Raw genomic sequence first — 14,512 nt, forward strand, 5'->3', positions numbered from 1 at the left:
CATTATGAAAAAAATTAGTGTGTTAGTACTAGCGCTTGTGTCTGTTGCATTGTTTCTGACAGGATGTGGTCAAGATCAATTGTCAGTCTCAACTCATCATTTGAAAGCTGACGGTTTGGCAGTTGTTATCAAAGGGAAGACTAACCAAGAGCGGGTCACATATCAAATAAATAATGGTACGAAAAAAACAGTTAAACCTGAAAGCTCAGCATATACCGTAATGATCCCAGTTCAGGAAAAGGCACAAACGGTGCACTTAAAAGCTGGTTCTAAAAAAGAGACTGTTAGGGTCGATAAAACCCAACCCTTAGGAAATTATTCTCAGATCAAGCAAAAATTTGATCAGGGACTTGTGCTGACTAAGTTGTCTGCCCAAGATCAAAAAGCAGTTATGTCTATGCAAAAGCAGGCACAACAATTAAAAACACAGCAAGCAGAGATCCAAAAGCAGGCTGCTGCTGATCAAAAAGACGTTGCCCCAAGTCAAGACCAGCAAGCAGGAGTTGATTTGCAGAAACAAACGCAGGCGGAAGAAAAACTAAAACAAGAAGCACAACAGTTACAGCAAAAGCAAGCCGTCTTAAAATCTAAATTGGCTCAGGCACAAGAGACGGCTAAGAAAGACCAGTTGCCAACACAAGCGAAAAATGGGATCCATGATTTGCAAAAGAAAAAGAATTTTCAGCTGCGGGCTAATGTCAAAGATGAAAAAGTTAATGCTTTAGCATTAGTTGTGCCAACAAAGACCATGAAGAATAAAACTCAGGCGCGTGATTTTATTTTGAAGTTTTCTATGTTATCTTCAGCTGTTGGTGCTGATCCAAAAGCGGTTTTAAAACAATTTAAAAAGCAAATGAATACAAACAAGTCAACGAAAACAACTGCTAAGACGATCCATTCCAATGGAGTTGACTTTAGTATAGGCATTTCAGCCGATCATTTGTATATCTACTTGTTAAAATAAAACAGAGTGGAGAGAAACGGGAGAAAGTGAGCACTATCAGGTGCAGACCTATAGTGTGATCTTGGCACTTAGACGTTTCAAATTTAGATAGAAAAAAGAGGCCCAGAAATCAAAAAACGATTTCTGGACCTCTTTTTTGTTATCAAGATAAACTTTTGAAACAACAATAAACCTGGATTATTCATAATTTTACCTTGAGGTCTGCTTTTGGTTGTTGCCGTGCTGTTGCTGACCTTTTTTCTTTTTCACCTGCTGGGTGTACAAAAAGAGCACATCCTGTGCTATTGTAAAGTCGACTAAACACTACAAAGAACAGGAGTGCTCCTAATGTCGACTTTACATCATAAACAGCTTTTATTCAATAAACAAATCAAAATTTCTAATGACGGCGGTGAGCTAGCGAACGATGCGGGGACTTTATTGCTTGCTGAGTTTCTCCATCAACTCCACTTTGACCAGTTTTTAGAGACTAACTTGCGTTTCAAAGATGGTCGCAAGTATTGTACCTTCACTATGAACGATTTATTCAAGCAGTTGTTATTTCAATTACTAGCGGGGTATTCCCAGGATCAGTCTGCTAACACCTTGGCCCAAGCGGCTGATTTCAACTTAGCTCTAAAACAAGCAGTCGCTTCCCAACCGACGCTCTCACGTTTTATCAATCACGTCTCGGCGACAGGCCTTTTCTCCGTCAAGTCTGTAATGATCTCTTTGGCGCACTTAGTCCTGGGCCAGCTGAATCAACATCAGCTGATCCTTGACCTCGACTCCACGCATGCTGATACATTTGGTAACCAAGAAAAAAGTGCTTATAACGGTCATTATCAGACTAACGGTTATCATCCATTACTAGCTTTCGATGCTTTATCGGGCTGCTTATTGAATGCCCAATTACGTCCAGGCAATCGCTATACTTCACAGGGAGCGACTAAATTCTTATTACGGGGCCTACGGGCCTATGACCAGTCTTCTTTGGATGTCCTCGTGCGGGGAGATTCTGGTTTCGCAGCGCCAGGGATCTACCGTGCCTGTGATAAAAAACAGGCTAAATTCGTGATCCGCATGAAAGCGAACCGCCAACTCCAAAGTCGGGCTGAGCGCTTGATCCAAGTGGGCGACCACGACTTCAGCGAAACTGAAGTCCAATGGCATGTCCTGCAGGATTACTGTCCCCAAAGTTGGCCACGCCCTTATCGGGTGATCATTAGATCAACTCGGCCAGCGGGAAATTTACTGTTTGACCATGAGTTTATCGTGACCAACTTGGAAGAATTGAGTGGTCCGCAAGTCTTTGCCCTCTATCAACAACGTGGTTCAATGGAAGACTTGATCAAAGAAGTTAAACGCGGTTTTCATTTTGATAAAACGGACAGTTCCAGCTTTAACGCCAATGAGTTTCGCATGTTGGTGGCTGGCACGGCTTACAATATACTCCAAGCCATGAAGAACTTGGTTTTACCACCGGAACTTAAACACGCTCAGGTCGAGACCATCCGCTTTAAATTACTTCATTTGGCAGCTAAGGTCACGCACCACGCCCATCAGATCTGGGTCCATTTATCCCAGACCAATGTGTTTGATAAATTATTCTGGCAGACACTGTTTAAGATCCAAAACATTAAAATATACCCGCTGTGAACTCACAAAATAAAATATATTTTCTAGGGAAAGGGTGAAGTCTGCCCTTTTTTAAGCAATACGACCGCAAAACTAACAAAAAAAGCTTTTTTCTGAGACCACGGTTATTTTGCGCCAAATTTTATTTAAGACAAAAAGTATGAATAATTCAGGATAAACTATACGGTTTTACGTGTTTTAAATCTTAACGTTAATAGGCAACTTACTATAACACAGGCAGCAGCAATCAGATATGTGTGCTGTGTAGCTTGTAAGGCTCCATTTTCTTTAGCAAAGTGCATCGAATGGTGTATTGCTAAAGCTGCAATTTTATTTTTTTGGATAATACTCATGATCCCAATTAAGACGGCTGTACCAAATGATCCGGCAACTTGTCGGATCGTAGTATACATTGCAGAACCATCAGGGATGATCTGTGGCGGCAAGGAGTTTAGAGCTTCCGTTTGAATTGGCATGATGACCAGTGATAATCCCAATTGTCGTACAGCTTGTGAAAGAGCTACCCAGGCGAATACTGATGACATTGAAACTCGACTTAACATGATCGTACCAACGAACAAGATCCCTGTCCCGATCATTGACATATATTTAGCACCATAACGATCATACAAGTTACCACTGATCGGTGACATGACGGCGGTGACTAGAGCACCTGGAAGAAGAGCCAAGCCGGAGATCATAGCGCTGTATCCCCGAATATTTTGCATATATAGCGGTAATAATAACATCCCACCATATTGAGCCATCATCAAAAAAATGTTAATAGTTACGGAAACATTGAAATTGTGATATTTGAAAACATTAAAATTAAGCAGCTTAACTTTAGAATGTATTTGTTGATAGACAAAGACGCTAACTATTGCAATTCCGATGATGACGTAGCCGATCACATGCATTGATGCTACGCCATAGTCGCCGGCATTACTAAATCCAAGTAATAAAGAACCCAGGCCGACACTGGAAAGGAGAACGCCGCCCCAATTTAGTGGTAATTTTTGTGCTTCCGTCAAATTTCGTAAAACTTTAGCAGCAAAAATAATATCTAGAATGATCAAAGGAGCAACTAAGAAAAATAAGTAACGCCAACTAAGATTTTGTACTAAGTAACCTGATAGAGTTGGTCCCATCGCTGGAGCAAAGTTTAAAGCCAATCCGACCCAGCCCATCGCTTTTCCTCTTTCATGCAAAGGATACATGTCCATAATAGAAACATTCATCAGAGGGGCGATGATCCCCGCTCCGGCCGCTTGGATCATGCGACCAAAAATTAAAACTGAATAAGATGGTGCAATTCCGCCAATAATAGTACCTGCCGCGAAAATGGACATCGCAGACAAATATAATTGTCGTGTTGAAAATCTTTGAATCAAAAAGGCAGTTAATGGGACCATCACACCATTTACTAACATATATCCGTTAGATAACCATTGTCCTTGGGAAGCAGTGATTGAAAATGTTTGCATGATTTTTGGCAATGCCACATTCATCAAGGTTTGGTTTAAAAAACCTAAAAAAGTACCTATCACTAAGACAGGCATCATTTTTTGTTTTTGCACTTCAATGTCTATTTTGCTACTTACCATTGTTACTGATCTCCTCTAATTTTGATTCTAATTCTTCTAGGTTTGAAATGATTTGTGTGGTTTTCTCAGTTGGAAAGTCAGTTAATGGGGCTAGGACTTTCCAATAATCGCGTTCGATGACTTCATATTTTTCTTTGCCTTTTTCAGTCAGAGCGATCACTAATTGACGCTGATTGTTCTCAGGTCTGGTTTTTGTAACTAGTCCAGCGGTTACCATTCGGTCGACGATCCCGGACGTCGTACTGTTGCCAACATGGATCTCTTTTGCCAAATCCCCTAATGAAGAACTTTCGTTGCGATGTAAGACTCCTAATACCAGGCACCACGATTCAGTGAGACCATGTTTTATGGCTTGTGCATAGAAAATTTTCCTGGTTTGTTGTCTTGTTGCGCGTAATAAGTATGTAAGATGACGCAGATCTTCATTTATTTTCATAGTTTTCCTTCTCAATTTAGTTTGTATTCAATATATTTCAGTTCGAACATTTCTAATGCGAAATAACAGCATTTAACAGAATACACCTTTTTTCATTTATTCTCAATACAAAAGCAAGATTTTCTGAAAAACCAGGTTGTAAAAGAAAATGCGCAAAAAAATCCCTGAATTATTCATACTTTTCCCTTAAGGACTACTTTTTGTTGTTGTCATGCTAGTTCGCATCTTTTTCGTTTTTCACCTGTTGGGTGTACAAAAAGAGCACATCCTGTGCTATTGTAAAGTCGATGAAAACCACAAAGAACAGGAGTGCTCCTTATGTCAACTTTACATCATGAAAAACTTTTATTCAATGACCAGATCAACATTTCTAATGACGGTGGTGAGTTAGCGAACGATGCCGGAACTTTATTAATTGCTGAATTTCTGCACCAAATTCACTTTGACCAGCTCTTAGAAGATAACTTGCATTTTAAAGATGACCGTAAATATTGTACCTTTCCCTTGAACAATTTATTTAAGCAGTTGCTGTTGCAATTGCTGGCAGGATACTGCCAAGATCAGTCGGCTAATACCTTGTCACACGCCGTTGATTTTAAGCTGGTCTTGTCTCAAGCGGTCGCTTCCCAGCCGACACTTTCACGCTTTATCAATCACATTTCAGCGTCTGGGCTCTTTTCAGTCAAATCATTGCTCGGCTCGGTAGCTCACTTTGTTCTTGGGCAGCTAAATCAACATCAGCTGATCCTTGATCTAGATTCGACACATGCCGATACGTTTGGTGACCAAGAAAAGAGTGCTTATAACGGTCACTACCAGACCAACGGTTATCATCCTTTACTAGCCTTTGATGCTTTATCGGGCTGCTTGTTGAATGCTCAATTACGCCCCGGCAATCGCTATACTTCCCAAGGTGCGACTAAATTTTTATTACGGAGCTTACGGGCCTATGACGGATCTTCCCTGGATGTCTTAGTGCGAGGAGATTCTGGTTTCGCAGCTCCAGGGATCTACCATGCGTGTGATAAAAAGCAGGCTAAGTTCGTGATTCGTTTAAAAGCGAACTACCAGCTCCAAAGTCGGGCTGAGCACCTGATCCAAGTGGGTGACCAGGACTTCACCGAAGCTGAAGTCCAATGGCATGTCCTGCGAGACTATTGTCCTCAAAGTTGGTCACGACCTTATCGTGTGATTATTAAATCAACGCGGCCGGCGGGCAACTTTCTGTTTGACCATGAGTTTATCGTGACCAACTTGGAAGAATTAAGCGGTCCACAAGTCTTTGCCCTCTATCACCAACGCGGTTCCATGGAAGACTTGATCAAAGAAGTTAAACGTGGCTTTCACTTTGATAAAACGGACAGTTCTAGTTTTGAGGCCAATGAGTTCCGGATGCTGGTAGCTGGGGTCGCTTATAATATACTGCAAGCCATGAAGAACTTAGTTTTACCAACAAAGCTTAAACACGCTCAGGTCGGGACGATCCGTTTTAAATTACTCCATGTGGCAGCTAAGGTCACGCACCATGCGCGTCAAGTCTGGGTCCATTTATCTCAGACCAATGTGTTCGCTAAATTATTTTGGCAGACACTGTTCAAGATTCAAAATCTAAAAATATATCCGCTGTGAACTCACAAAATAAAAAATGTTTTTCTTAGGGAAAGGGTGAAGTCTGTCCTTTTTTAAACAGTCCGACAACAAAACTAACAAAAAGCTGCTTTTTTTACACACTAAAGTAACTTTGCACAAAGTTTTAACTGCAACGAAAAGTATGAATAATTCAGGAAATCAATAATTTGCTAAAAATATTAACTTTATATATTTTAAGTGTTATCATGAACCTGTAGTCCAATATAGGGAGATGAATAATTATGGCAACTTGGGCATTTTGGCTTTCAATTGTAGCAATTGTTCTTTCTGTATATGCTTGTTATGCTGCAAGTAAAAAGGACTAGGACAATTTTGGAAAATAGGGCAGGAAACACGCTCTTTTAAGGACGTGATACTTGCCTTATTTTTGTGATATTTAATTTTCGATGAGCGTTATGGATTACAATTCAGGTCTTCTTAGTGTATAATTATATGTGTATTAAAAACTATGGAGGTGCTAGAATATGCGTAAGTTCTTGTTAGGAGTAAGCTTGACGGCTAACGTAGTTCTTGGTTACTTATTATTAAAAGATGAGGATACTGTTGAAGAATTAAGGGAACGTTTAGAACATGCTGGCGATGAAGTAGTCGGCAAGGTACAACAGGCTAAGGGCAACCTTACTGGAGATACTAAGGATAAAGTTGCTGGCGCTGCTAAAGAAGCTAAGGGTGCCGTTGAAGATAAAGTTCAAGATGTCAAAGAAGACGTCAAAGATGCTGCTGAATGATCTTCATTCACAATGATGAATTGCCTCGAAAGTGAAAGCTCTCGAGGCTTTTTTCTTTTGCAAAAAATGACTTGGCACTATGATAGAAAATAAAGTATGAAGATGGGGGAAGAAGTAAGCATGGTTGGGGTTTTACAGAAAATCGGCAAAGATAAAATGTTTTTGATTTCTGCTGGAGTTGCTGCATTAAGTATGTTTGTCAGTCGTCCGCGCTTAGCAGATGTTGATTGGAAGACTATTATTTCTTTGGCATCTTTGTTGGCACTCATTGCGGTGTATGAGCACATAGAAGTCCTAAGTTACGGTGCATCGCTATTAGTTAAACTAGCTGACAATAAGCGCTTTTTGGTCCAAATTATAGTTTGTACTTCTTTTTTTGCAGCAATGTTTTTGACAAATGATGCAGCTATTATTGCCTTAACACCGATCTTGATCATAGTTGCGCAAAGGATCAAACTTCCAATTGTCTTGCCTGTCGTTTTAGTGAACGTGGCTGCAAATTTGGGAAGCATGGTTACGCCGTTTGGAAACCCGCAGAATCTGTATTTATTAAATCGTTTTGCTTTAAACTTTAATGACTTTATTCGGATGGCCTTGCCTGTTTCGATTGCTAGTTTGTTGTTATTATGGTTGTTTACACTTAAAATACCGCATGAACGCATAACAAATGTTAAGTTGCCTAAATTTAAATTGGACTGGAGCAAACTTGTGCTGGCCTTGATCGCCACTTTTGTTATTTTAGCGGGTATTTTTTCTTTTTTGCCAATGCCTGTTATGTTAGCGACAGCGGTTATTATAGTTGTATTAGTTGACCCCAAAATATTTGGTAAGATCGACTATGCATTATTGTTAACTTTTCTGATTTTTTTATTGCAGTCGGTGATGTTGGGCGTGCACCAATAGTACATAATTTTATGAATATGTTGGGTTCTACTTCTTTTGGAACTTATTTGAGCGGGTTGGCTGTTAGCCAAGTGATCAGCAATGTGCCAGCAGTCATTATATTAGCACCATATACGAAATATGTTTATCCTTTGTTTCTAGGAGTTAATATTGGCGGGTTAGGAACTTTGATTGCTAGTCTTGCTAACTTATTGGCATACAAACAATACTATGAGCGCGCGGAATCGCCGAGCGGAGCTTATTTCAAGATATTTTTGCAGATCAATATCTTTTTCTTGTTAATTTTAGGTGTTGTGGGATTTCTTTTAGTTTTTTGGCAATAATGCTAATTTGGAGTTGTCAGAGTTAATTAAAGCTGTTCTTTTTGCTATAATACTAGTATTAAGTGTTCACAGTGTTTACAAAAGAAATAAGGAGCTATTATGAAAAATGATCCGCGTTGGCAAACAGCTTTATATACGACTGAAACGTATAATGAAGAAGGGTTAGAGGGACATGCATATGTTCCAGATGGTCTAAATTTACAAACTAGCAGTCCGTTAAATGACCACCCTGGAACAAATCCGGAACAATTATTGGGGATGTCATTATGTACCTGTTTAGTGGCCACAATGCAAGCAGTTGAAAAAGAACATCAATTGGAACATCATGCCAAAGCAAGAGCTAAAATTGCATATATAGGTGAAAGAGCTCATTATGAATTTTTAGTTCATGCACAGATCTGTGTGCCGCAAGTCGATTTTGACAGAGCAAAGAAGTTAGTTGCCGAAACTGAAAAAAGATGTTGCGTATCACAGTTATTGAGCGGCAGCAAGAATTATAGTGTTGAGGCTGTTGAAGACTGGGCCAAGTAAAAAATTAAAAACTTATTTTGAGACCTTATTTTTAATAAGACTTTTTTTATATCAGCGTTAACATAATGAAATTATCGCTTTTTTTTAATATTGTCCAAAATTTTAAGAATAAAAATTCTAACACAAATAAATTGTGCACTTTCTTTCTGTATAATAACAGTGTTGCAAAAAGTTTAAATTTGTAAATTTGTATAATTACATATTAAGAAGTTTTGGAGTAAGACCTTAGGGTCAGTTAGTTGAGGCCTTAGATAAACAGTGGTTCCGTACATAAATGTGATTTGGGAACATTGTCCAAATTTATAAGGCCTTTTTTAGGGGAAAGTAAGAGGAGCGTATGGTAATTTCATGCGACTCCCCTTATTTTTAGTTAAAGTTATTTATTTTTGAATGAAAAGAAACGAGCAAAGATTTTAATAAGTGCCAGTCTTGTGCTGTTGGCGGACAATTCCAGGTGATTTGTTTGGTTTTGACCCCTGAATAGAATTTGTCTGAAATAAAAAGGTCTGTTTTCTTGGTGATTTTTGAATCAATGACGATATTGGATCCTGTAAGTTTGACTAATCTTTTTTGAATAAAGCGGTTATAAATACTTCCAACTGAAAAATCGGCAACTATATGGATCTGATCGTCCAAGACACTTTCAGGAAGTTCACTAAAAATTAGTACTGTATACTGATAAAAAAGTTGTTGCAATGATTGCAATGACAAAGATGGGGAACCGACTTTTTGGCGGATACGAATGAAGTTCTTAGCTAAACTACAGATCACTGGATATGAATTCATACATCGAGCAATAGCTTCTTGCTCGAGGCAGGTATTGATAAAGAAAAAAGGAGACAGAGTTTGTGTATTTAAACTGGTCAATTTTTCAGTAAAGATAGGGAACTTGTGGCGACATTCTGGAACGGTCAGATTTGTTTCGATGTTCTTTAGCTGTTGATTTGTTACTTTATTTATTCATTTTTACGCTTGAACAGGGGTTGCTTTGTTAAAGGCGAAGCATTATAAGTCATGATATAAGCGTTAAAAAATAACGCCTCATGATAAGCTTGCTCTTCAGTTAATCCCAAATTTTTGCTCAGATAGTCTTTCGTGCGTGCAAAATAACTGTTGGATGGTCTTGTCAGTAAATCATCTTCGCTACCCAAAATCATTTGTTTATTTTTGATCCTTAAAAGCTGAATAACTAGGAAATAAGAAAGTTGCCTTTTTTCGGCATAAGTGGGTTTAAGCTGCCAATTAAGGATCAGAAAATTTAACATATCATGGACTTGTTTGCTGGATTCCTTTAAGGGAAACTGTTCATTGCCAAAAAAGAAAAATGTGATATGCTGCAATAATGCACGGTATTCGATCTCGTTATTCATTTTTTGATCGGGAAATTCTTGCTGAAGATCATAGAACATTTTTTTCTTGCTGCGGTAATAAGTTGATTGGCTGATACCGGCTTTTTTTAAAAAACTTTTACGTGAACCGCCCATTCCTAAAGCATCGTTTAAGAAGATCTTGATATTTAGCGAATTTTTGGCAAGCAACATGGTTAATAGTACGACCGTTTGAGTTGTGACATTATTTAAAGTTAACCCGCGACTTTTTTCAAAACTAAAGGAAAACTGTTCATTATTGTCACTGATCGTTGACAGTTGTTTGCAGGCGATGTTTGCTTGATAAGCACTGATGGTCAATTCTTTTTTTAATTTAAGTAATGAGATATTAGCCTGAATTATTCATACTTTTCGTTGCAGTTAAAACTTTGTGCAAAGTTACTTTAGTGTGTAAAAAAAGCAGCTTTTTGTTAGTTTTGTTGTCGGACTGTTTAAAAAAGGACAGACTTCACCCTTTCCCTAAGAAAAACATTTTTTATTTTGTGAGTTCACAGCGGATATATTTTTAGATTTTGAATCTTGAACAGTGTCTGCCAAAATAATTTATCGAACACATTGGTCTGAGATAAATGGACCCAGATTTGACGCGCATGGTGCGTGACCTTAGCTGCCACATGGAGTAATTTAAAACGGATCGTCCCGACCTGAGCGTGTTTAAGCTTTGTTGGTAAAACTAAGTTCTTCATGGCTTGCAGTATATTATAAGCGACCCCAGCTACCAGCATCCGGAACTCATTGGCCTCAAAACTAGAACTGTCCGTTTTATCAAAGTGAAAGCCACGTTTAACTTCTTTGATCAAGTCTTCCATGGAACCGCGTTGGTGATAGAGGGCAAAGACTTGTGGACCGCTTAATTCTTCCAAGTTGGTCACGATAAACTCATGGTCAAACAGAAAGTTGCCCGCCGGCCGCGTTGATTTAATAATCACACGATAAGGTCGTGACCAACTTTGAGGACAATAGTCTCGCAGGACATGCCATTGGACTTCAGCTTCGGTGAAGTCCTGGTCACCCACTTGGATCAGGTTTTCAGCCCGACTTTGGAGCTGGTAGTTCGCTTTTAAACGAATCACGAACTTAGCCTGCTTTTTATCACACGCATGGTAGATCCCTGGAGCTGCGAAACCAGAATCTCCTCGCACTAAGACATCCAGGGAAGATCCGTCATAGGCCCGTAAGCTCCGTAATAAAAATTTAGTCGCACCTTGGGAAGTATAGCGATTGCCGGGGCGTAATTGAGCATTCAACAAGCAGCCCGATAAAGCATCAAAGGCTAGTAAAGGATGATAACCGTTGGTCTGGTAGTGACCGTTATAAGCACTCTTTTCTTGGTCACCAAACGTATCGGCATGTGTCGAATCTAGATCAAGGATCAGCTGATGTTGATTTAGCTGCCCAAGAACAAAGTGAGCTACCGAGCCGAGCAATGATTTGACTGAAAAGAGCCCAGACGCTGAAATGTGATTGATAAAGCGTGAAAGTGTCGGCTGGGAAGCGACCGCTTGAGACAAGACCAGCTTAAAATCAACGGCGTGTGACAAGGTATTAGCCGACTGATCTTGGCAGTATCCTGCCAGCAATTGCAACAGCAACTGCTTAAATAAATTGTTCAAGGGAAAGGTACAATATTTACGGTCATCTTTAAAATGCAAGTTATCTTCTAAGAGCTGGTCAAAGTGAATTTGGTGCAGAAATTCAGCAATTAATAAAGTTCCGGCATCGTTCGCTAACTCACCACCGTCATTAGAAATGTTGATCTGGTCATTGAATAAAAGTTTTTCATGATGTAAAGTTGACATAAGGAGCACTCCTGTTCTTTGTGGTTTTCATCGACTTTACAATAGCACAGGATGTGCTCTTTTTGTACACCCAACAGGTGAAAAACGAAAAAGATGCGAACTAGCATGACAACAACAAAAAGTAGTCCTTAAGGGAAAAGTATGAATAATTCAGGATTAGTGATATTATTTTGAAAAAAGTATTGGACTATGTCGATAAGTAATTGCTCATTTTCGTCAAATAGACAATAAAACCCTTTTGCCACGCGATCAACCCCTTTTGATGTTTATAACAAACTAAGGTCATTATAAGATACTTAGCTATTAAAAGCATGCGATTTGCAAGGGGGGATCGGCTTAGTGATCGAAGTCGAGGTTTTGGTGATTTAATTTGGGAAAAATGATTTTATCACTTAAACCAACAAAATAACCCTGGAATAAAAACGAAAAGACAGTACCAATATTGATTGCCCAAACATTTTGGTTACCGAATGCACATAAGATGATCAGTGTGATCGGGATCAAAAAAGACGTCGTCTGAGCAATAGCAGCATTACCATGGAAAAATTTGAAACGAATGATCTGCATAAAATCGTCATTTGGATGCAAAATCAGATTAACCCGCTGATAAATTGAAATGCCGGCAGCGATACATAAAATACCACATAGATCTAAAATGATTTTGAGAGGTAACGGTAAAGAATTTAAACTAGTCTTTGAGAGTAGACTTGTCAGCATCCCAACTAAATAGCTAAAGGGAAGCATGAAAACAAAATTACCAAAAATCCGTCGAAAATCAAATTTGCGAATGATCAAAGCATTAGACAAAACAACAGCGACACCTTCCCAAAATAAAACTCCTGTTAAACTATAATTAAAGAAATGAGACAAGTTGACCGAAGAGGCAGTCCACAATGCGCTGCCTAAATTTAGCGAGACAGTTAAGGCATTACCAAAAGAATTAATGATAATCGAAACAATTAAGAAAAAAATATCTCCACTGACTGTCAGTGAGCCATTTTTATGAAACATAGTATGTAAGAACTCCTTAAAGATAAAATAGATGTTTTTAGTTCAAATAAGACTATAAGTGCCTATAGTTGATATTGTAAGACAAAATCCCTACTCAGGGAAAATCATATTTTTTGTATATTTCAAAACGTAATTTATGGATTTTCTTAAGATGAGGGGGTGTTTGTTATAATCCCTTGAAAAAAGCGGTCACAAATGCTATTTTACAGTTAAGAAGAGGTGTAGTTGTTCCAGTAAATTAGTAAATTGTGGTTCTATATTTGAGTCTTTCAAAGCTGTTTGCCGAACTATAAAGGGAAGATGATTTTATTATGATTATTTTGGAGTTTAAGGTTCCTTCACCAAAAGATATCTATAATGAAGCCAAGAAAAAACTTAATGAGCAAAAGAAGAAGAAAAAAACTAAGGAAAAAGGTCCGATCGCTGTTCCAGTTTAGAACGCTATTGCTTGTCAAAATCATTAAATTTGAATATCGGTAGTAATGGCACTATTCTAGTCATGGATGGTGCTATTATTTTTGACAAAATTAGACGATATTAGTTATATTGAAAAAGATTTTAGAAATGGTGGTGTATTTTGATGGATCAAACATGGATCGCTCAATTACCTTTAAGTGAGATCAGCCAGATACAGCCAATTGCTGGTGGAGATGTAAATTTGGCTTATCGGGTTGATACAGCAAAAGGTCCGTATTTTTTGTTAGTACAAAAGGGACGCGCAGCCGACTTTTATGCTGGAGAAATAGCGGGTTTAAAGGCGCTATCAGCTGCCGATGTCAAAGCACCGCGAGTGATAGCTAATGGGCAGATCGACGGTGATGCCTACTTATTGCTTAATTATCTCATGCAAGGACATCGCGGCAGTCAAGCTCAGTTAGGTCGCTTAGTTGCTAAAATGCATCGATACTATAGTCCTAATCAGAAATATGGTTTTTCTGAAGCTTATCAGGGAGCAAGTATGACTTTTGAAAATAAGTGGACTGACACTTGGAGTGAACTTTTTGTTGAACAAAGGATGGATCAACTAAGAGATGCTTTAGTCGACAAACATTTGTGGACTAACTCAGCTCTTAAAAAGTATGAGCAGGTTCGTTCCATTATTGTGGATTCTTTGGCCCAACATAAAAGTAAACCAAGCTTATTGCACGGTGATTTCTGGGGTGGCAACCATATGTTTTTAGAGGATGGCCAACCAGCTTTGATCGATCCCTCTGCTTTTTATGGAGACCGTGAGTTTGATATTGGTTGTAGTTTAGTGTTTGGCGCGTATGACCAAGAATTTTATTCGGCCTATCAAGAAGCTTATCCGATGGCTGCAGGGTATGAGAAACGTTTGAACTTCTATAGTTTATATTTGCTGATGATCCATTTAGAAAAATTCGGTGGAATGTATGCTTCAGCAGTGAATAATACAATGGAACGTATCATTGCTGAATCTTAGTTGGGGTGTGGACAGTAGTCCAGCTATTTTAGCAAATTTGAATGTTTTAGTTTCGACATTTTCAGGTTTGCAATGTATAATGAAGATGTACTGGAAATGAATTAACCGGTATAAATT

General features: G+C 38.7%; 15 protein-coding genes. 9 read left to right on the forward strand and 6 right to left on the reverse strand.

Going from position 1 to position 14,512, the window contains the following annotated elements; all coding sequences use genetic code 11:
- Window positions 1-4 precede the first annotated feature (4 nt).
- Together BQ5903_RS01730 and BQ5903_RS01735 are read left to right on the forward strand one after the other, a co-directional pair.
- Window positions 5-964 (forward strand): hypothetical protein, encoded by a 960-nt coding sequence (locus tag BQ5903_RS01730; RefSeq protein ID WP_079578578.1) that lies wholly within the window; start codon window positions 5-7, stop codon window positions 962-964.
- A 327-nt stretch (window positions 965-1,291) separates the two neighbouring features.
- Window positions 1,292-2,602: an IS1380 family transposase gene (locus BQ5903_RS01735; protein WP_010499943.1), complete on the forward strand. Its 1,311-nt coding sequence runs from the start codon at window positions 1,292-1,294 to the stop codon at window positions 2,600-2,602.
- A 158-nt stretch (window positions 2,603-2,760) separates the two neighbouring features.
- Here the strand turns inward: BQ5903_RS01735 and BQ5903_RS01740 are convergent, their stop codons facing one another.
- Both BQ5903_RS01740 and BQ5903_RS01745 read right to left on the reverse strand, forming a co-directional pair.
- A complete protein-coding gene (locus tag BQ5903_RS01740; protein ID WP_079578580.1) occupies window positions 2,761-4,185 on the reverse strand; it encodes an MDR family MFS transporter in 1,425 nt (474 codons plus the stop codon).
- A complete protein-coding gene (locus tag BQ5903_RS01745; RefSeq protein ID WP_079578582.1) occupies window positions 4,175-4,621 on the reverse strand; it encodes a MarR family winged helix-turn-helix transcriptional regulator in 447 nt (148 codons plus the stop codon). The genes BQ5903_RS01740 and BQ5903_RS01745 overlap by 11 nt, the downstream gene beginning before the upstream one ends.
- A gap of 318 nt (window positions 4,622-4,939) precedes the next feature.
- On the opposite strand from BQ5903_RS01745, the gene BQ5903_RS01750 reads away from it, so the two are divergent.
- The 5 genes from BQ5903_RS01750 (at window position 4,940) to BQ5903_RS01765 (ending at window position 8,756) form a co-directional block, all read left to right on the forward strand.
- Window positions 4,940-6,250 carry an IS1380 family transposase gene (locus BQ5903_RS01750; protein WP_079578584.1) on the forward strand — a complete coding sequence of 437 codons (1,311 nt, stop codon included), beginning with the start codon at window positions 4,940-4,942 and terminating at the stop codon, window positions 6,248-6,250.
- A 485-nt stretch (window positions 6,251-6,735) separates the two neighbouring features.
- Window positions 6,736-6,999, forward strand: coding sequence for a CsbD family protein (locus BQ5903_RS01755; protein WP_056972565.1), 264 nt, complete (start codon window positions 6,736-6,738; stop codon window positions 6,997-6,999).
- Between the two features lie 96 nt (window positions 7,000-7,095).
- Window positions 7,096-7,902: an SLC13 family permease gene (locus tag BQ5903_RS01760; RefSeq protein WP_231920895.1), complete on the forward strand. Its 807-nt coding sequence runs from the start codon at window positions 7,096-7,098 to the stop codon at window positions 7,900-7,902.
- Between the two features lie 11 nt (window positions 7,903-7,913).
- Window positions 7,914-8,225 carry a transporter permease gene (locus BQ5903_RS12150; RefSeq protein ID WP_231920896.1) on the forward strand — a complete coding sequence of 104 codons (312 nt, stop codon included), beginning with the start codon at window positions 7,914-7,916 and terminating at the stop codon, window positions 8,223-8,225.
- 99 nt (window positions 8,226-8,324) lie between these two features.
- Window positions 8,325-8,756: an OsmC family protein gene (locus BQ5903_RS01765; protein ID WP_079578586.1), complete on the forward strand. Its 432-nt coding sequence runs from the start codon at window positions 8,325-8,327 to the stop codon at window positions 8,754-8,756.
- 366 nt (window positions 8,757-9,122) lie between these two features.
- On the opposite strand, the gene BQ5903_RS01770 is transcribed toward BQ5903_RS01765, so the two are convergent.
- From BQ5903_RS01770 to BQ5903_RS01785, 4 genes are all read right to left on the reverse strand, one after another.
- The gene (locus BQ5903_RS01770; RefSeq protein ID WP_191980739.1) at window positions 9,123-9,542 is read right to left on the reverse strand and encodes a hypothetical protein; all 420 of its coding nucleotides are present in this window, start codon (window positions 9,540-9,542) and stop codon (window positions 9,123-9,125) included.
- Window positions 9,543-9,712: 170 nt separating this feature from the next.
- Window positions 9,713-10,444 (reverse strand): hypothetical protein, encoded by a 732-nt coding sequence (locus BQ5903_RS01775; RefSeq protein ID WP_191980740.1) that lies wholly within the window; start codon window positions 10,442-10,444, stop codon window positions 9,713-9,715.
- Between the two features lie 188 nt (window positions 10,445-10,632).
- The gene (locus BQ5903_RS01780; RefSeq protein WP_079578588.1) at window positions 10,633-11,943 is read right to left on the reverse strand and encodes an IS1380 family transposase; all 1,311 of its coding nucleotides are present in this window, start codon (window positions 11,941-11,943) and stop codon (window positions 10,633-10,635) included.
- A gap of 336 nt (window positions 11,944-12,279) precedes the next feature.
- On the reverse strand, window positions 12,280-12,954 hold the full coding sequence (locus BQ5903_RS01785) for a YczE/YyaS/YitT family protein (protein ID WP_010494843.1): 675 nt from the start codon (window positions 12,952-12,954) through the stop codon (window positions 12,280-12,282).
- Window positions 12,955-13,265: 311 nt separating this feature from the next.
- On the opposite strand from BQ5903_RS01785, the gene BQ5903_RS12410 reads away from it, so the two are divergent.
- Complete coding sequence (locus BQ5903_RS12410) at window positions 13,266-13,391, forward strand: hypothetical protein (RefSeq protein WP_268869392.1); 126 nt, start codon at window positions 13,266-13,268, stop codon at window positions 13,389-13,391.
- A gap of 143 nt (window positions 13,392-13,534) precedes the next feature.
- Window positions 13,535-14,395 carry a fructosamine kinase family protein gene (locus BQ5903_RS01790; protein ID WP_079578590.1) on the forward strand — a complete coding sequence of 287 codons (861 nt, stop codon included), beginning with the start codon at window positions 13,535-13,537 and terminating at the stop codon, window positions 14,393-14,395.
- The last annotated feature ends 117 nt before the right edge of the window (window positions 14,396-14,512 follow it).

Origin of the sequence: Ligilactobacillus acidipiscis (assembly GCF_900116935.1) — a bacterium.
GTDB classification, from domain to species: domain Bacteria; phylum Bacillota; class Bacilli; order Lactobacillales; family Lactobacillaceae; genus Ligilactobacillus; species Ligilactobacillus acidipiscis.